The sequence below is a fragment of the uncultured Paracoccus sp. genome (assembly GCF_945915435.1).
In the GTDB taxonomy this organism is placed as follows: Bacteria; Pseudomonadota; Alphaproteobacteria; order Rhodobacterales; family Rhodobacteraceae; genus Paracoccus.
In genome coordinates, this window is sequence record NZ_CAMEFG010000016.1 from 36,385 (window position 1) to 54,780 (window position 18,396).

General features: G+C 66.7%; 20 protein-coding genes. 10 read left to right on the forward strand and 10 right to left on the reverse strand.

What is annotated here, in order from left to right; translation table 11 throughout:
• The first annotated feature begins 70 nt into the window (after positions 1 to 70).
• Positions 71 to 325: an accessory factor UbiK family protein gene (locus Q0O97_RS07345; protein WP_294926745.1), complete on the forward strand. Its 255-nt coding sequence runs from the start codon at positions 71 to 73 to the stop codon at positions 323 to 325.
• On the opposite strand, the gene Q0O97_RS07350 is transcribed toward Q0O97_RS07345, so the two are convergent.
• Positions 316 to 618 (reverse strand): DUF6476 family protein, encoded by a 303-nt coding sequence (locus tag Q0O97_RS07350; protein ID WP_294926747.1) that lies wholly within the window; start codon positions 616 to 618, stop codon positions 316 to 318. The genes Q0O97_RS07345 and Q0O97_RS07350 overlap by 10 nt on opposite strands.
• Here Q0O97_RS07350 and Q0O97_RS07355 point away from each other — a divergent pair.
• From Q0O97_RS07355 to Q0O97_RS07365, 3 genes are all read left to right on the forward strand, one after another.
• A complete protein-coding gene (locus Q0O97_RS07355) occupies positions 617 to 1,642 on the forward strand; it encodes an RluA family pseudouridine synthase (protein ID WP_294926749.1) in 1,026 nt (341 codons plus the stop codon). The two genes, Q0O97_RS07350 and Q0O97_RS07355, sit on opposite strands and share 2 nt — an antisense overlap.
• An 81-nt stretch (positions 1,643 to 1,723) precedes the next feature.
• Positions 1,724 to 2,629: an RNA polymerase sigma factor RpoH gene (gene rpoH / locus Q0O97_RS07360; protein ID WP_294926751.1), complete on the forward strand. Its 906-nt coding sequence runs from the start codon at positions 1,724 to 1,726 to the stop codon at positions 2,627 to 2,629.
• 1,256 nt (positions 2,630 to 3,885) lie between these two features.
• Positions 3,886 to 4,908, forward strand: a complete 1,023-nt coding sequence (locus tag Q0O97_RS07365; protein ID WP_294926753.1) for a hypothetical protein — start codon at positions 3,886 to 3,888, stop codon at positions 4,906 to 4,908.
• 19 nt (positions 4,909 to 4,927) lie between these two features.
• Here the strand turns inward: Q0O97_RS07365 and Q0O97_RS07370 are convergent, their stop codons facing one another.
• From Q0O97_RS07370 to Q0O97_RS07390, 5 genes are all read right to left on the reverse strand, one after another.
• Positions 4,928 to 5,983 carry an SPOR domain-containing protein gene (locus tag Q0O97_RS07370; protein WP_294926755.1) on the reverse strand — a complete coding sequence of 352 codons (1,056 nt, stop codon included), beginning with the start codon at positions 5,981 to 5,983 and terminating at the stop codon, positions 4,928 to 4,930.
• A 73-nt stretch (positions 5,984 to 6,056) separates the two neighbouring features.
• A complete protein-coding gene (upp, locus tag Q0O97_RS07375) occupies positions 6,057 to 6,689 on the reverse strand; it encodes a uracil phosphoribosyltransferase (protein ID WP_294926758.1) in 633 nt (210 codons plus the stop codon).
• Positions 6,686 to 7,645, reverse strand: coding sequence for an adenosine deaminase (locus Q0O97_RS07380; protein WP_294926760.1), 960 nt, complete (start codon positions 7,643 to 7,645; stop codon positions 6,686 to 6,688). Before Q0O97_RS07380 ends, upp begins: the two co-directional genes overlap by 4 nt.
• Entirely contained in the window at positions 7,642 to 8,829 is a 1,188-nt protein-coding gene (locus Q0O97_RS07385; RefSeq protein ID WP_294926762.1) for a phosphopentomutase, read from the reverse strand. The genes Q0O97_RS07380 and Q0O97_RS07385 overlap by 4 nt, the downstream gene beginning before the upstream one ends.
• Positions 8,830 to 8,988: 159 nt before the next feature.
• Positions 8,989 to 9,387 carry a cytidine deaminase gene (locus tag Q0O97_RS07390; protein ID WP_294926764.1) on the reverse strand — a complete coding sequence of 133 codons (399 nt, stop codon included), beginning with the start codon at positions 9,385 to 9,387 and terminating at the stop codon, positions 8,989 to 8,991.
• Between the two features lie 122 nt (positions 9,388 to 9,509).
• Here Q0O97_RS07390 and Q0O97_RS07395 point away from each other — a divergent pair, with 122 nt between their 5' ends.
• Positions 9,510 to 11,789, forward strand: a complete 2,280-nt coding sequence (locus Q0O97_RS07395; RefSeq protein ID WP_294926766.1) for an NADP-dependent malic enzyme — start codon at positions 9,510 to 9,512, stop codon at positions 11,787 to 11,789.
• Between the two features lie 185 nt (positions 11,790 to 11,974).
• Positions 11,975 to 13,867: a propionyl-CoA synthetase gene (locus Q0O97_RS07400; protein WP_294926769.1), complete on the forward strand. Its 1,893-nt coding sequence runs from the start codon at positions 11,975 to 11,977 to the stop codon at positions 13,865 to 13,867.
• A 61-nt stretch (positions 13,868 to 13,928) separates the two neighbouring features.
• Here Q0O97_RS07400 and Q0O97_RS07405 read toward each other — a convergent pair whose 3' ends face one another.
• On the reverse strand, positions 13,929 to 14,678 hold the full coding sequence (locus Q0O97_RS07405; RefSeq protein ID WP_294926771.1) for a M48 family metalloprotease: 750 nt from the start codon (positions 14,676 to 14,678) through the stop codon (positions 13,929 to 13,931).
• 145 nt (positions 14,679 to 14,823) lie between these two features.
• Here Q0O97_RS07405 and Q0O97_RS07410 point away from each other — a divergent pair, with 145 nt between their 5' ends.
• Positions 14,824 to 15,069 (forward strand): hypothetical protein, encoded by a 246-nt coding sequence (locus Q0O97_RS07410; protein ID WP_294926773.1) that lies wholly within the window; start codon positions 14,824 to 14,826, stop codon positions 15,067 to 15,069.
• On the opposite strand, the gene Q0O97_RS07415 is transcribed toward Q0O97_RS07410, so the two are convergent.
• A complete protein-coding gene (locus Q0O97_RS07415; RefSeq protein ID WP_294926775.1) occupies positions 15,066 to 15,314 on the reverse strand; it encodes a DUF167 domain-containing protein in 249 nt (82 codons plus the stop codon). The genes Q0O97_RS07410 and Q0O97_RS07415 overlap by 4 nt on opposite strands.
• Positions 15,315 to 15,348: 34 nt before the next feature.
• Here Q0O97_RS07415 and Q0O97_RS07420 point away from each other — a divergent pair, with 34 nt between their 5' ends.
• From Q0O97_RS07420 to Q0O97_RS07430, 3 genes are read left to right on the forward strand one after another with little or no spacing between them, the layout of a single operon-like run.
• Positions 15,349 to 16,446 carry a class II histone deacetylase gene (locus Q0O97_RS07420; RefSeq protein ID WP_294926777.1) on the forward strand — a complete coding sequence of 366 codons (1,098 nt, stop codon included), beginning with the start codon at positions 15,349 to 15,351 and terminating at the stop codon, positions 16,444 to 16,446.
• A gap of 3 nt (positions 16,447 to 16,449) precedes the next feature.
• Positions 16,450 to 17,031: a nitroreductase gene (locus Q0O97_RS07425; RefSeq protein WP_294926779.1), complete on the forward strand. Its 582-nt coding sequence runs from the start codon at positions 16,450 to 16,452 to the stop codon at positions 17,029 to 17,031.
• Positions 17,028 to 17,729 (forward strand): EI24 domain-containing protein, encoded by a 702-nt coding sequence (locus Q0O97_RS07430; protein ID WP_294926781.1) that lies wholly within the window; start codon positions 17,028 to 17,030, stop codon positions 17,727 to 17,729. The genes Q0O97_RS07425 and Q0O97_RS07430 overlap by 4 nt, the downstream gene beginning before the upstream one ends.
• On the opposite strand, the gene Q0O97_RS07435 is transcribed toward Q0O97_RS07430, so the two are convergent.
• Both Q0O97_RS07435 and mce read right to left on the reverse strand, forming a co-directional pair.
• Entirely contained in the window at positions 17,695 to 17,955 is a 261-nt protein-coding gene (locus Q0O97_RS07435) for a DUF1467 family protein (RefSeq protein ID WP_294926783.1), read from the reverse strand. The genes Q0O97_RS07430 and Q0O97_RS07435 overlap by 35 nt on opposite strands.
• Entirely contained in the window at positions 17,952 to 18,359 is a 408-nt protein-coding gene (gene mce, locus Q0O97_RS07440; protein ID WP_294926785.1) for a methylmalonyl-CoA epimerase, read from the reverse strand. The genes Q0O97_RS07435 and mce overlap by 4 nt, the downstream gene beginning before the upstream one ends.
• Between the last annotated feature and the right edge of the window lie 37 nt (positions 18,360 to 18,396).

The window sequence follows — 18,396 nt, forward strand, 5'->3', positions numbered from 1 at the left end:
TCGGCGGGGAATTGAACCCGGCCCTGATGGGGGCCATATAGAAGACCAGTCCATTCCGAAAGGCCCCAGCATGTCCTCGCAGAACCGTATGTTCGACGATCTCTCGAAATTGATGACCAACGCGATGGGCGTGGCCCAGGGCGCCCGGTCCGAGGCGCAGACGGCCTTCAACGGCTGGATCGACCGCTGGCTGGCCGAGCGCGACTTCGTCACCCGCGAGGAATTCGAGGCCGTGCGCGAGATGGCCATCAAGGCGCGCACCGAAAACGCCGAATTGCGCGCAAGGCTCGACGCGCTGGAAGGCAAGCCGGCCGATCAGGGCTGAAGCCTGCCCCGCAGCACGCCATCATGGTCGTAAAGCAGCACCTCGCCCGACCCGGTCACGACGACGATCCAGTCGCGGGCGAAGGTCAGCGCCTCGACCGCGCTGCCTTGGGGCAGTTCGATCCCGGCGGGCAGTTCGGGCAGGGGCGCGGGTGCGCTCAGCCTCAGCCACAGGATGGCCGCGATGGCGATCATCCCCAGGGCCATGACCACCGCAAGCAGGGTGACAAGCGCGCGCAGATAGCGCAGCATGGGCACCATTGGCGCATCTTCCCGATCTTCGACCCGCTTCATGTCCGACCTCATCATCACCCTGCCCGCAGACAGCCCGCCCGAACGGCTTGATAAGGCCCTTGCCGCCGCCGCGCCAGAGGATGCGTCGCTTTCCCGCTCGCGCCTTGCGCGGCTGATCGCCGAGGGCGCGGTCGCGGGACCCGAGGGCGTGGTGACCGACATCCGCGCGAAAGTGACGGGCGGCGCGTTCCGCATCACGCTGGCCGCGCCCGAACCGATCGAGGCGCAGCCGCAGGCGATACCGCTGAACGTCATCCACGAGGACGACGACCTGATCGTGATCGACAAGCCCGCGGGCATGGTCGTCCACCCTGCCCCCGGATCGCCCGACGGCACGCTGGTCAACGCGCTTCTGGCCCATTGCGCGGGCAGCCTGTCGGGGATCGGCGGCGCGGCAAGGCCGGGGATCGTGCATCGCATCGACAAGGACACCTCGGGCCTTCTGGTCGTGGCCAAGACCGACCGCGCCCACCACGGGCTGGCCGCCCAATTCGCCGCCCATGACATCGACCGCCGCTATCTGGCGCTGGCGCATGGGGCGATCGACCCCGCCGATCCGCGCCTGCGGGGGTTGCGCGGCATCGCCTTCGAGCCGGGCGGCGTCTTGCGCATCACCACCATGCTGGGCCGCCATCCGACCGACCGGCAGCGGCAGGCGGTCAGCTTCGACCGGGGCCGCCACGCGGTCACGCGGGCGCGGATGGTGCAGGCTTTCGGCACACCCCCCGGCGCGATGCTGGCCGAATGCCGGCTGGAAACCGGGCGCACCCATCAGATCCGCGTCCATATGTCCCACGCCGGACTGGGGCTGATCGGCGACCCGGTCTATGGCGGCGCGCGGCGCGCCTCGACCCGTGCGCTTGGGCCGGAGGCGGCGCAGATGATCGCGGCTTTTCCGCGCCAGGCGCTGCATGCGGCGCATCTGGGCTTTGTCCATCCGGTCAACGGACAGTTACTGGCCTTCGACAGCCCCTTGCCCCAAGATATGGACCAACTGCTGCAAATCCTGCGGCAACCGGCGTAAGTTGCAGAACAAAACGGAACCGCCGCCGATCTGGCGCGTTTTCGGACAAACCCGCGAAACCCGTGGGATCAGGGAAATACGATGGCGAATTTTTCAAATCTTCCGGCCCTCAACCCAGAACAGGGCCTCAACAGATATCTTCAGGAAATCAGGAAGTTCCCCCTTCTTGAACCGGAAGAGGAATATATGCTGGCCAAGCGTTGGGTCGATCACGAGGACCCCGAGGCCGCCGAAAAGCTGGTCACCAGCCACCTGCGGCTGGCCGCCAAGATCGCGATGGGCTATCGCGGCTACGGCCTGCCCCAGGCCGAGGTGATATCCGAGGCCAACGTCGGCCTGATGCAGGCCGTCAAGCGATTCGACCCCGAAAAGGGCTTTCGGTTGGCGACCTATGCGATGTGGTGGATCCGCGCCTCGATCCAGGAATATATCCTGCGGTCGTGGTCGCTGGTGAAAATGGGCACGACCAGCGCACAGAAGAAACTGTTCTTCAACCTGCGCAAGGCCAAGGCCAAGCTGGGTGCCTTCGAGGAAGGCGACCTGCGGCCCGAAAACGTCCAGCAGATCGCCCATGACCTGAACGTGACCGAGCAAGAGGTCATCGACATGAACCGCCGCCTGTCGGGGGGCGATGCCTCGCTGAACGCGACGGTGGGTTCGGCCGATGGCGATGCGACCGCGCAATGGCAGGACTGGCTGGAAGACGAGACCGCCGATCAGGCCGGAAGCTACGCCGAAGCGGATGAGCTTTCGACCCGCCGCGACATGCTGATCGGCGCGATGGGTGTGCTGAACGACCGCGAAAAGGACATCCTGATGGAGCGCCGCCTGCGCGACGACCCGATGACGCTGGAAGAACTGTCCGAACGCTATGGCGTCTCGCGCGAGCGCATCCGCCAGATCGAGGTCCGCGCCTTCGAAAAGCTGCAAGACCGCATGCGCAGCCTTGCGCGGGAAAAGGGCATGGCCGTGCCGCAGCGCGACTGAGCGCCAGGCCGCACAAGGCAGTCGGGGAAAGCTTGCGGCAGTTTTCGGGGTCCGGGGCGACCAACTTGGGGCGCCCTGAATTCGCCCGCCGCCCCGGATGAGTGTCCCGCCACGGACCGCATTGCCCCCGTGGTCCTTGGCCCGATGCAGTGACGCGGCGCCTTGCAAAACCATCGGATTTTGCCGGAAGCGACAGCGACAGCGACAGCGACAGCGACAGCGACAGCGACAGCCGTTCCCATCATCGGCGCGCGCCGCTCAAGACCTTCCGGCGCGCTGATCTGCGGCTTTCCTTCCTTGGCCCGACCGGCAAGGGTTTCCCTTCAACAAGATCGCCCGATCTGACGGCGACCTACCTGCAACCACCCAAGGCGGTCCCTCGTAAAAATACACGCCATCCCCACCCTGGACAGCGGCATGATATCGGAAAATCGCTCCTGCAGCAGGGGGACATGCGGGCCGCCCTATCATCGCGATCCATTCGGTCACGCCAAAGCAGGTTCTGCATGCCGTCGCGCAAACTGTTGATAGTTATATGATAGACTGGCAAGCTATGGGGGAAAGGGATGCTGAAAAGTATCGCGGAAGAACTCTGCGCCTGATGAAAATCAACCCGAAAAGATGGCATTCTTCGACCGATTCGAGAAAATTTCCGCCTTCAAGACCAGTTTGCCCTGCTGCGCAGACCATTTCGGCCGCCTATCAAGGGATGTCGGTCGGTATTCCCCTCTCGTTCAGCCGCACAGGCCGGCGACACGGGTTCGACCCAGCTACGCCGCATCGGACAAGCCGTTCAACGCCCCATCAGGCGATGCCGATCAGGTATTTGCGCTTCAGACGTCCCATGCAACGGATTGCCCACCCGGCTCGGGCCGAATCGCACCGCATCGGACAAGCCCTTCAACGCCCCTCAGGCGATGCCGATCCGCTATTCGCCCTTCAGGCGCACCACGCAACGGGGCGCCCGCACGGCTCGGGCATGGTCATGCGACATTGGACAGATCGTTCAGCGTCCCTTGCCCCTTCACGGTCCCGGCATCCGCACACCTGCCACAACCGTTACGGCTTTCGCGATCGGTGCCGCCGACAGCCAGCCCGCCCGGCAAGCCGACAGTCGGGCAGATCGGGTTTGCATTCCCTGCCACGGGATCAGGGGGTTGCCCATGCCATCCGCGCCACCTTGCCGCTGGCCGGTTGACCGCCGCCGCGCAAGCCCTATGGTCAGGTGAAACATCACCTGAACCAACCGCTTAACCATGACCGCGCTGAACCAGTATGAACGGCTAGAAGCCTCGGGTATCTGGCGCGAGACGCCCGAGGCGCAGCGGCGTGATGTCATTGTTTCCTTTGGCGATGCGACGCTGGTGCTGACCGATCCGCGCTCGGACACTCCGCTTGCGCATTGGTCGCTGCCCGCGGTCACCCGCCTGAACCCCGGCCAGATGCCCGCGCTTTATTCCCCCGGCGGCGATGGGGCGGACGAAGAACTTGAGGTCGAGGACGACCTGATGATCTCGGCCATCGAGAAGGTCCATCGGGTGATCGAGGCGCGCCGTCCCCACCCCGGCAGGCTGCGCCAGGGAATCACCCTGGCCGGAGCCCTGGCGATGCTGGCGGCGGCGGTCCTGTGGCTGCCCCCGGCGATGATCCGCCACGCCGCCAAGGTCGCACCCCCTGCGCAGCAAAGCGATATCGGCGCCAGGGTTCTGGCCCAGATCGAACAGACCACCGGCACAGCCTGCCATCGCCCTTCGGCGGATGCATTGTCCGGGCAGTTTGCAGAGCGGCTGCTTGGCCCGGGCCACAGCCTGCATATCGTGCCCACCGCGCTGGACCGCGCCCTTGCCCTGCCCGGCAAGATCACGGTCGTCGGCGACAGGCTGGTGTCGGGGCAGGCCGATCCCGAAGTCACCGCCGGGCATGTTCTGGCCGCACAGGCGACCGCCCAACGCGACGACCCGCTGTTGCAAGCCCTGCGCTATGCGGGCGCAAGGGCGAGCTTTTACCTGCTGACGACCGGTGCCCTGCCCGAGGGTGCGCTGGACGGATATGGCGAGGTTCTCTTGACCCAGGAACCTGCGCCGCCGGGGGATGAGCCGTTGCTGGCGCTTTTTTCCCGTGCGGGCGTTCCCAGCCAGCCCTATGCGCGCGACCTGGACCCGACGGGCGAAGCGACGCTGGCACTGATCGAGGCCGATCCCTATCGCACCGCCCCCCCGGCCGCCCCGGTGATCGAGGAACGCTATTGGACGGTGCTGCGCACCATCTGCGCCGACTAGACCAGCGACGCGCGCGCCTTCATCGCGGCATGGCGTCGCGAAACCCGGCCCTGCGCAATCGGTCCAGGGCGATCACGATGGACTGGCGATCGTCGAACGGACCCGCCAGCAGGACCTGCGGACCATCGGCGCCGTCGGATCCGGGCTTGAGGCGGTGGGGGCGATAACCCAGCGCAAGGATGTGCCGGGCGACCTGATCGGCCTCTGCCGCACTATGCACGGTGGCAAGCTGCACGAATCTTGCGCCGGGTGGGATACCATCGACAAAGGCAGCCCGCCGCCCCCCCGCGTGAGAGGCAGCCGCGGACGGGATCGGCGTCGCAACAGCGGGCGAGGCGGCAGGCCGGGGTGACGCGGCCCCCGCAGGCGGGGCGGCGGGCTGGGCGTTCGCGGCCAACTGCGGGGCCTTGTCTTGCGGGGCCGGTTCCGTGGGATCAGGCGCTGGCCCGGCTTCGGGCGGCTGCGGCAATGTGGCAGGGCGGGCGAAGGCCAGGCGCGACAGCGCGGCACCCGGCAGCGCATCGCAGAACCCTTCGGTCGGGTCCTGCCCGATCCGGCCCGGTTCCGGCCCATCGCCCGGCCCGTCATGGCCCAGCAACCGGCAGAGGTTGCGATTCGGCCTCAGCCCGCCCGCCATGCTGCGGCGGATCTGCGGTTGCGCCGCGATTTCGGCTTGCAGGGCAAGCGCCGGCGCGTCCGAGGCAGGCTCGGGTCCCATGTCGGGCAATGGCCGGAAGGGTTGGGCAGAGCCTTCCAGCTCACCATCGCGCAGCCCTGCAAACAGCGTTTCCGCCAGCACCTGTTCGACCTGGCGACCGCGCGCGGGATCGGGCGGCCTTGATGCAAGCTGGCGCACCGACAGGGTGGGCGGATAGCCGCAAAGCAATTCGCCATCATAGAGGCGCGGCACCCAACCGCCTGCCCCGTCGGCCATGAAGATGCAGCCACGGCTGTCGATATATTGCCTGCCCGCGAAATCCGGCGGAGGCGGTTCCGCCGGTTGCAGCACCGACGCCGCCAGCGCCCCGCAACACAGCCAGAAGGCCGCAAGGCCCTGCCACAGCCGAAATCCCATCTTCCTTCCCCCGATCGCACAGGTAACGGGGCAAGGCATAAGGCCAAAACCTGAACGCCCGGTTAACGCGCGATCATTTCGTCCCGAACAGCCGGTCGCCCGCATCGCCCAGACCGGGCAGGATATAGCCGTGGTCGTCCAGCCCCTGATCCAGCGCGGCGGTGACGATGGGCACATCGGGATGGGCTTCGCGCATCCGCGCCACCCCTTCGGGGGCGGCCAGCAGGCACAGGAAGCGGATATTGCGCGCGCCTTCCTGCTTCAGCAGGTCGATCGCCGCGACGGTCGAGTTCCCGGTCGCCAGCATCGGATCGACCACGATCGTCATGCGCGCGTCCAACTGATTGGGAACCTTGGCATAATATTGCACGGGCCGCAGCGTTTCGGGGTCGCGATACAGCCCGACAAAGCCCACGCGGGCCGCCGGGATCAGTTCCAGGATCCCGTCCATCAGCCCGTTTCCCGCCCGCAGGATCGAGATCAGCGCCAGCTTCTTGCCTTCCAGCGTCGGGGCCTCCATCTGCTGCATGGGCGTCTCGACGGTGGTGGTGGTCAGGTCCAGTTCGCGCGTGATCTCATAGGCCAGAAGCAGGCTGATTTCGCGTAAGAGCCTGCGAAATCCCCCGGTCGAGGTGTTCTTGTCGCGCATGATCGTCAGCTTGTGCTGGACAAGCGGATGATTCACGACGGTCAGATGCGGGGTCATGTCAGTTCCTTTCGCAGGTGTTCCTTGACCTCTTCCTTACAGAAAGCCGCGTCGATCGCCCACTGGTTCATCTGCGTGAATTCGGCCTCGGCCCAGCCGAAGGCATCGGCAAGCCCCTGATATTCGCGGCGCAGGTCGGTGCGAAAAAACGGCGGATCGTCGGTCGAGACGGTGACGCGCACCCCCGCATCGGCCAGTTGCGCAATGGGGTGGGCGCGCAGGTCGCGGCAAAGCCCAAGCGCCACGTTCGAGCCGGGGCAGCATTCCAGCGTGATCCCCGATTCGGCCAGGTGGCGGACCAGCGCGGGATCCTCGACCGCGCGGATGCCGTGGCCGATGCGGGTGACGCCCAGCGACAGCGCCTCGCGGATCGAGGACGGGCCACCCCATTCCCCGGCGTGGCAGGTCAGGCCCAGCCCCGCCTCGCGCGCGCAATCGAAGGCCCAGGCGAAATCGCGGGCGGGGGCGGCGGTCTCGGCCCCTGCCATGCCAAAGCCCGCGACCCAATCCCCCGCCGTTTCCGCTGCGCAGATCGCGGCCTTCTTCGACTGCGCGGGGTCCAGATGGCGCAGCGCGGTCAGGATCGCCGAACTGCCGATCCCTTGCGCGCGCATGTCGCGGGCGACCTCCTCCATCGCGGCAAGATGATCGCGCCAGGCGGGCAGATCGCCGCCCCCGCAAAAATCGGGCGAGACGAAAAGCTCGACATGGATCGCGCCGTTTTCCGCGCATTCCTCCAGCACCACGCGCAGCAGCCGGGCATAGTCGCGCGGGCCTTGCAGGGTTGCGCTGACGGCGTCGTAGACCCGCAGGAAGTCGCGGAATCCGTCAAAACGGTAATTGCCGCCTTCATCGAAGATCGCGGGCAAGGCATGGCTCTTTTCGGCGGCCAAGCCGCGAATGAAGGCGGGCGGGGCCGCGCCTTCCAGATGCAGGTGCAATTCGATCTTCTTCATCTCTCCTCCAGAAACGAGCGTCCGGCATCGGGCGGGGGCAGGCCCAAATGGGCCAGGACCGAGGCCCCCACATCCGCGAAACCCACCTTGCCGATGGCGCGCGACCCGACGCCCCAACCCAGCACCGGCACGCATTCGCGGGTGTGATCGGTGCCGTGCCAGGTGGGGTCGTTGCCGTGATCGGCGGTGAACAGCGCCAGGTCGCCGGGCCGCAGCCGCGCCAGAAACTGTCCGGCCACGGTGTCGAACCATTCCAGCGCGCTGCCATAGCCCAGGGCGTCGCGGCGGTGGCCATACAGGCTGTCGAACTCGACGAAATTGGCAAAGACCAGCGCGCCGTCCCCCGCCTGGTCGGCCAGCCGCAGCAAGTGACCGGCAAGTTCGGCGTCCGTGGCCCCCTTGTGCAGCCGCCCGACCCCGCGATGCGAAAAGATATCGCCGATCTTGCCCAGCGCGTGGGTCTCGCGCCCGGCCTTCCGCGCAATGTCCAGGATGGTGCGGCCCGGCACCGGCAGGGCGTAATCGCGGCGGTTGCCGGTCCGCGCGAAACCGCCCGGCTGGCCAAGGAAGGGCCGCGCGATGACCCGGCCTACCCGCATCGGATGGACCAGCGCGGCGACGCCCTCGCACAGGCGATACAGCCGGTCGAGACCGAAGGCTTCCTCATGCGCGGCGATCTGCAACACGCTGTCGGCCGAGGTGTAGCAGATCGGCCAGCCGCTGGTCAGATGCGCCTCGCCCAGCCTTGCGACGATCTCGGTCCCCGAGGCATGGCAGTCGCCCAGGATGCCCTCGGTCTCGGCCAGTTCCGCGATGGCGCGCCCAAGGGTTTGGGGAAAGGCCGGGCTGCCCTTGGGGAAATAATGCCAGTCCCACGGCACGGACACGCCCGCCAGTTCCCAATGCCCCGAGGGCGTGTCCTTCCCCTTCGAGCTTTCGACGCCCACGCCCCACAGCCCAAGCGGCGCCTGCCCCAGCCCCGGCGCGTCTTCCCCCGAGGCCAGCCGCACCGCCGCCCCCAGCCCCAGGCGGTCGAGGTTGGGCATATGCAGCCCGCGCGCCTGCGCGATATGGGCAATGGTATTGGCGCCCGTGTCGGGCAGGCCATCGTTGAAATAGGCGCCGGCATCGGGCGCGCCACCGATGCCCACGCTGTCCATCACCACCAGGAAGGCCCGGCTCATGCCGCCGGCCTTTCCAGGCCCCGCGGCCGGACGGCGGCCACCGCGCCCGAGGCGCAAGCCTCGCTGGCCCGCGCCGGGTCGATCCCGGCACGGGGCAGGGCCCCGCCCGGAAGAACCGGCGCCAGACCACGCGCGGGGCAGCGACCCAGGGGGCGGGAATCAACCATCGCGGCGCATGAGGTGATCGGTCCCGAAACGGCCCGGCAGCAATTCGCCGATCGTCGTCCGCAAGGTCGCGCCGGACAGGGTGGCCAGCAGGATCGGGGTTTCCGGCCCGCCGAATTCCGCCAGCTTCTGGCGGCAACCCCCGCATGGGGGCACGGGCGCAGGGCCGCCGGCCATCACGCAGACCTCGACCAGCTCCGTCTCGCCCGCCGCGATCATGGCGGCGATGGCACCCGCCTCGGCACAGGTGCCTTCGGGATAGGCCACGTTCTCGACATTGCAGCCGCGATAGATCGCACCCGACGCGCCGCGCACCGCCGCACCGACCTTGAAACGCGAATAGGGCGCATAGGCATTTTCGCGAACCTCGCGGGCTGCTAACATGATGTTCATCTTTACCTCATAGGCTTGGGGGCAAATCTGCGCGCGACGGAAAAATCTTGCAAGCGTCACCCGGCTCTGTTCGTCGCGGAAAAAATAGTTTAACGATGAACCATCTTTTTGGAGGGGCAGAAATGGAAGAACGCAGACAGGATAGCGCCAGGCAGGCCGCATTGGATTATCACGAATTTCCTCGCCCCGGAAAGCTGGAGATCCGGGCGACCAAGCCGCTTGCCAACGGGCGCGACCTGTCGCGCGCCTATTCGCCGGGCGTGGCCGAGGCCTGCCTGGAAATCCAGGCCGATCCCCATGACGCGGCGCGCTATACCGCGCGCGGCAACCTGGTCGCCGTGGTCTCGAACGGCACGGCGGTGCTGGGGCTGGGCAATATCGGTGCGCTGGCCAGCAAACCGGTCATGGAAGGCAAGGCGGTCCTGTTCAAGAAATTCGCCGATATCGACTGTTTCGATATCGAGGTGAACGAAACCGACCCCGAGAAACTGGCCGATATCGTCTGTGCGCTGGAACCCACCTTCGGCGCGATCAACCTTGAAGACATCAAGGCGCCCGACTGCTTCATCGTGGAAAAGCTGTGCCGCGAACGCATGAACATTCCCGTCTTCCACGACGACCAGCACGGCACCGCTATCGTCGTGGGGGCCGCCGCGACCAATGCGCTGCATGTCTCGGGGCGGCGGTTCGAGGATATCAAGGTCGTCTCGACCGGCGGCGGCGCGGCAGGCATCGCCTGCCTGAACATGCTGCTGAAGCTGGGGGTCCGGCGCGAAAACGTCTGGCTTTGCGATATCGAGGGGCTGGTCCACGAAGGCCGCGAGGCGCAGATGACTCCGCAAAAGGCCGAATATGCACAGAAGAGCGATCTGCGCACGCTGGATCAGGTGATCGAGGGCGCGGACCTGTTCCTGGGCCTGTCGGGTCCCAATGTGCTGACGCCCCAGATGGTTTCGCGCATGAAGCCGCAGCCGATCATCTTCGCGCTGGCCAACCCGACGCCGGAAATCCTGCCCGACGACGCGCGCGCCGTGGCGCCCGATGCGATCATCGCCACGGGCCGGTCGGATTTTCCCAACCAGGTCAACAACGTGCTGTGCTTCCCCTTCATCTTCCGGGGTGCGCTGGACGTGGGTGCGACCACGATCAACGACGAAATGCAGATCGCCTGCATCCAGGCCATCGCCCAGCTTGCCCGCGCCACCACCAGCGCAGAAGCCGCCGCCGCCTATCAGGGTGAGCGGCTCACCTTCGGGCCGGACTACCTGATTCCCAAGCCCTTCGATCCCCGCCTGATCGGCACCGTCGCCTCGGCCGTGGCGCGCGCCGCAATCGAGACCGGCGTGGCCGCCCGCCCGCTGGACGACCTGGCGGCCTACAAGCAGAAGCTGGACGGCTCGGTTTTCCGCTCGGCCCTGATCATGCGTCCGGTCTTCGAGGCCGCCGCCACCGCCAAGCGCCGCATCGTCTTTGCCGAGGGCGAGGATGAGCGCGTGTTGCGCGCCGCCAATGCGATGATCGAGGAAACGACCGATGTTCCGATCCTCATCGGCCGCCCCGAGGTGATCGAGCGCCGCGCCGAACGCGCCGGCCTGCCGATCCGTCCCAATGTCGATTTCCAGATCGTGAACCCCGAAAACGATCCCCGCTATCGCGATTACTGGGGCACCTATCACGAGTTGATGGCCCGGCAGGGCGTCACCCCCGACATCGCCCGCGCGATCATGCGCACCAACACCACCGCCATCGGCGCGGTCATGGTCCATCGCGGCGAAGCGGACAGCATGATCTGCGGCACCTTCGGCCAGTTTTCCTGGCATCTGAACTATGTCCGCCAGATCCTTGCCCGCGACGGCCTGCGCCCCGTGGGCGCGCTGTCGCTGATGATCCTGGAAGACGGGCCGTTGTTCGTCGCCGATACGCAGGTCAACCACCACCCCACCCCCGAGCAGGTAGCCGAAGCCGCCATCGGCGCCGCCCGGCATGTCCGCCGTTTCGGCGTCACCCCCAAGGTCGCCCTGTGCAGCCATTCCCAATTCGGCAACCTGCAAACGGATTCCGGCAACCGCATGCGCGCCGCGATGGAGATCCTGCACAAGCGCGGCGCAGATTTCATCTTCGACGGCGAGATGCATGTCGATTCGGCGCTGGACCCTGCCATTCGCGAACGGCTGATGCCGAATTCCCGTATCGAGGGCGCGGCGAACGTGCTGGTCTTTTCGGGGACCGACTCGGCCTCGGGCGTGCGCAACGCGCTCAAGCTCAAGGCCAAGGGGCTTGAGGTCGGGCCGATCCTGATGGGCATGGGCAACCGCGTGCATATCGTCACCCCCTCGATCACCGCGCGCGGCCTTCTGAACATGAGCGCGATCGCAGGCACCCCGGTCGGACATTACCAGTAAGCCCCTGCGAAAGCGGTCCGGCTACAGCATCGCGCCGATTTCCACGAATCGGTGCGATGCGCCGCCTCCCCATGACATAGCGCAAAGACCGGCGGTTTTCCGGCCCCTATCCTGACCTCTGCGCAGTATTGTTGCGTGAACCAAGGTTCTCGCGTAACAAGCTGTCATTGAGTGAGGAGGATCACTTGGGTTATACCGACGTTTACGAAAGCTGGAAGGCCGATCCCGAAGGTTTCTGGATGGCTGCCGCTCAGGGCATCGACTGGGTGCGCCCGCCTTCCAAGGCGCTTTTCGACGAAAAGGCGCCGATCTACGAATGGTTCTCGGACGGGCTGGTCAACACCTGCTGGAACGCGGTGGACCGCCATGTCGAGGCAGGCCGGGGCGACCAGCTTGCCCTGATCCACGACAGCCCCGTCACCCGCTCGACCAAGGGGCTGACCTATGGCGAATTGCGCGACCGGGTGGCCAGCCTGGCGGGCGCGCTGCGCGCCAAGGGCATCGAAAAGGGCGACCGCGTGATCATCTACATGCCGATGATCCCCGAGGCGGTCGAGGCGATGCTGGCCTGCGCGCGCATCGGCGCGATCCATTCGGTCGTCTTCGGCGGTTTCGCCGCGAATGAACTGGCCGTGCGCATCGACGATTGCACCCCCAAGGCGATCATCGCCGCCTCTTGCGGGATCGAGCCGGGGCGCATCGTCCATTACAAGCCGCTCCTGGACCGCGCATTGGAACAAGCCAGCCACCAGCCCGATTTCTGCGTGATCTTCCAGCGCGAGCAAGAGGTCTGCAAGCTGACCCCCGGACGCGACGTCGCCTGGCACAGCTTCCAATACGGGGTCGAGCCTGCCGAATGCGTCCCGGTCGAGGGCAACCACCCCGCCTATATCCTCTATACCTCGGGCACGACCGGCCAGCCCAAGGGCGTCGTGCGCCATACCGCGGGCCACCTCGTCGCGCTGAACTGGACGATGCCCAACATCTACGGCATCCAGCCCGGCGACGTGTTCTGGGCGGCCTCGGACGTGGGCTGGGTCGTGGGGCACAGTTATATCTGCTACGGCCCGCTGATCTCGGGCGCGACCAGCATCGTCTTCGAGGGCAAGCCCGTCGGCACGCCCGACGCCGGCACCTTCTGGCGCGTGATCCAGAACCACAAGGTGAAAAGCTTCTTCACCGCCCCCACCGCCATCCGCGCCGTCAAACGCGAGGACCCGGACGGGGAACTGATCGGCGATTACAACCTGCGCGGCCTGCAAGCCGTCTTCCTGGCGGGCGAGCGCGCCGATCCCGACACGATCCAGTGGCTCGAGGACAAGCTGGGCCTGCCCGTCATCGACCATTGGTGGCAGACGGAAACCGGCTGGGCCATCGCCGCCAACCCCTTCGGCATCGGCACCCTGCCGGTCAAGAGGGGCAGCCCCGCCAAGCCGATGCCCGGCTATGACGTGCATGTGCTGGACGAGGCGGGCCACCCGGTTCCCCCCGGAACGCTGGGCGCCATCGCGATCAGGCTGCCCCTGCCGCCGGGCACGCTGCCGACGCTGTGGAACGCCGAGCCGCGATTCCTCAAATCCTACCTCGACCACTTCCCCGGCTATTACGAAACCGGCGACGCGGGCTATATCGACGAGGACGGCTATCTCTACATCATGGCGCGCACCGACGACGTCATCAACGTCGCGGGCCACCGCCTGTCCACCGGCGCGATGGAGGAAGTGCTGTCCAGCCATCCCGACGTCGCCGAATGCGCGGTGATCGGGGTTGCGGACAAGTTGAAGGGGCAGATGCCGCTGGGTTTCCTCTGCCTCAGGAAAGGGGCGGCGAACCCGCCCGAAACCGTCGTCAGCGAGGTCGTCGCCCTGGTGCGCGAGCGGATCGGCCCGGTCGCGGCCTTCAAGTCGGCCTGCGTCGTGGATCGCCTGCCCAAGACCCGCTCGGGCAAGATCCTGCGCGCAACGATGGCGAAGATCGCCGATGGCGAGGAATACCGCATGCCCGCCACCATCGACGACCCCGCCATCCTGGACGAAATCCGCGAGGCGCTGAACGATATCGGGCAGGTCCCGAAATAGGCCCACGAAAAGGTGCAAAAACCCGCAATCCTGCGGGTTTTTTCATTGTGGTTGGCGTTCGCTAGCGGAAACGGCCCGAACGGTAGTCGCCGATCGCCCGCTCGACCTGCCCCATGCGCGAGGCTGTCGAGGGATGAGTGCCCAGGATCTTGTCGCCCGGATCGGGGATGCGGCGGAAGAACTGCGCGCCGTTGCGCGGATCGAAGCCCGCGTTCAAGGCGATGATCGCACCCAGATAATCGGCCTCCAGTTCCCACTCCTGCGAATAGTAGCGCGCACCGACCTGCGCGCCCAGGTTCTGCGCGCTCTGGATCGCGATCTCGCTGGCGCCATAGGCTGACGCCAGCCCGCCCAGGATCACTGCCCCGGCGGTGGCCGCGCTGCTCTTGCGGTTCAGGTGGCCCAGGATGTGATGGCTGGCCTCGTGACCGACGACAAAGGCCAGTTCGTCGGCGTTACGGGCCTCGTCGATCAGCGACAGGGTAAAGCCCACGATCGGGCGGCCATTGTCGTCCACGGTCTGAAAGGCGTTCGGTTCCAGCCCCGGACGGCTGTCGACGATGAACTGGAAATCGCAACTGATCGGACCGCCGCGCCGCTGCATGCATTCACGCTCGACCGCGGGTTCCATGTCGCGGATGACCTGCGCGAAGGCGCGCGCCTTTTCCGCAGGCCCGCCCGCGATATCCGGCGAAGGCGGCGCAACCACGGGCGGCTGCGCGGGCGAACCGGGCAGCGACGGCATCGGACCGGGGCCGACACAGCCCGAAAGCGCCAGCATCACGGCCAAGGCGATACCCGTTGCGCGCATTTTCGCCATCCTGTCATCCCTCGTTACATCGGGCATCCGTCCCAAGCGCGCCCATTTATCCGCAAGCCGCCCCGCTCGCCAAGGGTGACGCTTGCAACTTGCCCCGATTTCACGGGAAAGTTTCCAAAACCAGCAGGAGGAGCGGATGTTCACCATCGAACACGAATTCGACGCCACGATCATCACCCTGATCGACGAGAACGAGCCGAACCAAGGCCCCTTGTCCGAGGACATCACCATCCTGACCTTCGACGACCGCGTGATCGTGGAGCAGGCCGACGCCGATGGCCAGGGCGTGTCGCGGGTCGTCTTCAGCATGGTCCAGTTGAACGAATTGCGCGCCGCCCTGAACCTGCCCGAAGGCAACTATCGCCTGCAACGCGACGGCTAGTCGATCTGGAACAGCTTGTCGCGCCCGCTGGCACCGCGCAGCAGCGTCAGCCGCGACTTGGCGATGCCAAGCGCCTTGGACAGGTGGCGCTGGACCTCGGCATTGGCCTTGCCGCCCTCGGGGACGGTGGTCACCATCACCCGCACCAGATCGCCGTCCAGCATCACGGCATTGCGCGAGGCGCGGGGTGTCACGCGAACCGAAAGGCGGCGGCCGGGTTGTGCAAGGTGCGAAAGATCGGTCATGCTTCCTGCAAACACATGACGAGGCGGAAAATCAATGCAAAAGCCCACGGGTTTCTTCCATGATGAACGCTGCATGTGGCACGGGGGCGGCGATTACGTCCTGACCGTGCCGGCCGGCGGCTTGGTCCAGCCCGGCAGCGGCCTGCCCGAAAGCCCCGAGACCAAGCGGCGGCTGGTCAACCTGTTGCGGGTGACCGGGCTGATGACACAGTTGCAGGAACGCACGGCCCCCGCCGCCACCCGGCAGGACCTGCTGCGCGTCCACCCGGCCAGCTATCTGGATGCGTTCAAGACCATGTCCGACGGCATGGGCGGGGACCTGGGCCTGCGCGCGCCCTTCCTGAAGGGCGGATACGAGATCGCAGCCCTTTCGGCGGGGCTTGCGCAGGCGGCGCTGGCCGAGGTGCTGACCGGCAGGGCGCGGAACGCCTATGCGCTCTCGCGTCCGCCCGGCCATCACGCCCTGCCCGACTTTCCCAACGGCTTCTGCCTGCTGGCCAATATCGCCGTCGCCATCCGCTCGGCCCGTGCCGCCGGGCTGGCGCAGCGCGTGGCGGTTCTGGACTGGGACGTTCACCACGGCAACGGGACCGAGGCGATCTTTCTGGACGACCCCGACGTGCTGACCATCTCGATCCACCAGGACCGCAACTATCCGCTGGATACCGGCGGGGCGGATGTGCGGGGCGCGCAGGCCAGCAACATCAACATCCCCCTGCCCCCCGGCGCGGGCCAGCAGACCTATCTTGAGGCGGTCGAGCGGATCGTCCTGCCCTCGCTGCGCCGTTTCGCGCCCGAGGTCATCGTCATCGCCTGCGGCTACGACGCCTCGGCGATGGACCCGCTGGGGCGCATGGTGCTGAGCGCGGACAGTTTCGCCCGCATGACCGCGCTGGTGATGGATGCCGCAGGCCAGCTTTGCGCGGGGCGGCTGGTCGCCGTCCACGAAGGCGGCTATTCCGAGTTGCACGTCCCCTTCTGCGGCCATGCGGTCGTCCAGGTGCTGGCAGGTTCCCCAACCCATGCGCCGGACCCGCTGCAAGCAACCATCGACCTGCGCCAGCCGCCGCAGTTCCTTGTCAACCACCTGTCGGCCTACCTGAAGGAACTGGCCGAATTCTTCGAGGTCTGAACGATGTCCGAACATGAAAACCACGGCAATGACACAGCGTTGGAGTTCCTGCGCACCCGCCGCTCGCACCCGCCCAAGATGCTGCAAGGTCCCGCGCCGGATCGCGAAGAGCTGCGCGAGTTGCTGACCATCGCCGCCCGCGTGCCCGATCACGGCAAGCTGGAGCCTTGGCGCTTCATCGTGCTGGAGCGCGCGGCGCTGGACCGGCTGGCACCCCTGCTGGCCGATCATGTCGCCGCGCAGGGCGGGGACGAGGCCGCGGTGGCCAAGGCCCGCTCGGGCATGGAATCGCCGCTGATCGTGGCGGTGGTGTCCTCGCCCGTCGCCAGCGACAAGATCCCGCAATGGGAACAGTTCCTGTCGGCGGGGGCGGTCTGCCTGCAACTGGTCAATGCGGCGCTGGCCCAAGGGCTTGGCGCGGCATGGCTGACAGGTCCCGCCAGCCAGCCCGAATTCGCCGGGCCGCATCTGGGCCTGGGCGAACACGAACGTATCACGGGCTTTGTCCATATCGGCCAGCGCGGCAAGACCCCACCCGAGCGCCCGCGCCCCGATATCGACGCCAGGACCAGTTTCGCGCAATGAGCCTGCGCGCCCTGATCCTTGCCTGGCGCGACCTTCTGCATCCGCGCATCCTGTCGGTCGTGCTGGCGGGGACAGGGCTGACGCTTGCGCTGCTGGTGGCCGTGCAGGCGCTGGTCTTCTGGGCGATCCGCTGGTTCTCGCCCGAGACCGTCACCCTGCCCTGGCTGGGCCAGGTGCCGCTTGGCAGCTACCTGTCCTGGGGGTCGATCCTGCTGCTGCCGGTGATGGCGGTCTTCCTGATGGCCCCGGTCGCCGCCGCCTTTTCAGGGCTGTTCGCCGAAAGGGTGGCCGTGGCGGTCGAGGAAACCCACTATCCCGATCAACGCGGCCAGCCGCTGGATTTCTGGGACGGGCTGCTGGAATCGCTGGCGGTGACGGGGGCGGTCGTGCTGGTGGGGCTGGGCACGATGCTGCTGACGCCCTTCCTTGGCCCGCTGGCGCCGCTGGTCTGGTTCACCGCCAACGGCTGGCTGCTGGGGCTCGAGTTCTTCCAGATGGCCGCCCGCCGCCACCTGCCCCGCGAACGCGCCGCCGAGATGCATCGCGCGCTGAACCTGCGGGTCACCGCGCTTGGCGTGATGATCGCCGTCCTGCTGGTCGTGCCGGTGCTGAACATCGCCGTCCCGGTGCTGGCGGCGGCGGGCTTTACCCATCTTTTCCAGCTTAGCCGAACATCCTTTCCAGATCGGCGCGGGTGATGATGTCGGCAAAGATGATGAAGGCGATGATCCCCCACAGGATGGCCGAGATCACCGTCGTCCACAGCGCCTTTTTCTTCAACTGGGGTTCGTGCGGGGCGCCTGCGGGGGTGCCGGGGACGACCTCTCCGGCATCGGCCTGGCTTTTCTGGCCGATCGGCAAAAGCACGAACAGCACGAGAAACCACAGCATCGAGTAAAGGACGAATGCGCCGGTAATGCTCATTTGACTTGCTCCAATTCGATCAGGGTGCCGTTGAAATCCTTGGGATGCAGGAACAGGACCGGCAGGCCGTGGGCGCCGGTCCTGGGTTGCCCGTCGCCCAGCACCCGCGCGCCCTGCGTCACCAGCCGGTCGCGCGCGGCCAGGATATCCTCGACCTCAAAGCACAGGTGATGAATCCCGCCCGCGGGATTTCTGTCCAGGAACGCCCGGATCGGGCTGTTTTCGCCCAGGGGATAAAGCAGTTCCAGCTTGGTGTTCGGCAGTTCGATGAAAACGACCGTGACGCCATGTTCGGGCTGATCCAGCGGCGCGCCGACGCGCGCGCCAAGCGTATCGCGATATTGCGCGACGGCCGCTTGCAGGTCGGGCACGGCAATCGCGACGTGATTGAGACGACCGATCATCTGATCCTCCGGGTTTTGGGGTGTTTTAGGCCCGATA

Excerpts from the sequence above, each read along its gene's own strand:
- Q0O97_RS07345 (WP_294926745.1), top strand. The coding sequence starts at position 71 with ATGTCCTCGCAGAACCGTATGTTCGACGATCTCTCGAAATTGATGACC.
- Q0O97_RS07355 (WP_294926749.1), top strand. The coding sequence starts at position 617 with ATGTCCGACCTCATCATCACCCTGCCCGCAGACAGCCCGCCCGAACGG.
- Q0O97_RS07350 (WP_294926747.1), bottom strand. The coding sequence starts at position 618 with ATGAAGCGGGTCGAAGATCGGGAAGATGCGCCAATGGTGCCCATGCTG.
- rpoH (WP_294926751.1), top strand. The coding sequence starts at position 1,724 with ATGGCGAATTTTTCAAATCTTCCGGCCCTCAACCCAGAACAGGGCCTC.
- Q0O97_RS07365 (WP_294926753.1), top strand. The coding sequence starts at position 3,886 with ATGACCGCGCTGAACCAGTATGAACGGCTAGAAGCCTCGGGTATCTGG.
- Q0O97_RS07370 (WP_294926755.1), bottom strand. The coding sequence starts at position 5,983 with ATGGGATTTCGGCTGTGGCAGGGCCTTGCGGCCTTCTGGCTGTGTTGC.
- upp (WP_294926758.1), bottom strand. The coding sequence starts at position 6,689 with ATGACCCCGCATCTGACCGTCGTGAATCATCCGCTTGTCCAGCACAAG.
- Q0O97_RS07380 (WP_294926760.1), bottom strand. The coding sequence starts at position 7,645 with ATGAAGAAGATCGAATTGCACCTGCATCTGGAAGGCGCGGCCCCGCCC.
- Q0O97_RS07385 (WP_294926762.1), bottom strand. The coding sequence starts at position 8,829 with ATGAGCCGGGCCTTCCTGGTGGTGATGGACAGCGTGGGCATCGGTGGC.
- Q0O97_RS07390 (WP_294926764.1), bottom strand. The coding sequence starts at position 9,387 with ATGAACATCATGTTAGCAGCCCGCGAGGTTCGCGAAAATGCCTATGCG.
- Q0O97_RS07395 (WP_294926766.1), top strand. The coding sequence starts at position 9,510 with ATGGAAGAACGCAGACAGGATAGCGCCAGGCAGGCCGCATTGGATTAT.
- Q0O97_RS07405 (WP_294926771.1), bottom strand. The coding sequence starts at position 14,678 with ATGCGCGCAACGGGTATCGCCTTGGCCGTGATGCTGGCGCTTTCGGGC.
- Q0O97_RS07410 (WP_294926773.1), top strand. The coding sequence starts at position 14,824 with ATGTTCACCATCGAACACGAATTCGACGCCACGATCATCACCCTGATC.
- Q0O97_RS07415 (WP_294926775.1), bottom strand. The coding sequence starts at position 15,314 with ATGACCGATCTTTCGCACCTTGCACAACCCGGCCGCCGCCTTTCGGTT.
- Q0O97_RS07420 (WP_294926777.1), top strand. The coding sequence starts at position 15,349 with ATGCAAAAGCCCACGGGTTTCTTCCATGATGAACGCTGCATGTGGCAC.
- Q0O97_RS07425 (WP_294926779.1), top strand. The coding sequence starts at position 16,450 with ATGTCCGAACATGAAAACCACGGCAATGACACAGCGTTGGAGTTCCTG.
- Q0O97_RS07430 (WP_294926781.1), top strand. The coding sequence starts at position 17,028 with ATGAGCCTGCGCGCCCTGATCCTTGCCTGGCGCGACCTTCTGCATCCG.
- Q0O97_RS07435 (WP_294926783.1), bottom strand. The coding sequence starts at position 17,955 with ATGAGCATTACCGGCGCATTCGTCCTTTACTCGATGCTGTGGTTTCTC.
- mce (WP_294926785.1), bottom strand. The coding sequence starts at position 18,359 with ATGATCGGTCGTCTCAATCACGTCGCGATTGCCGTGCCCGACCTGCAA.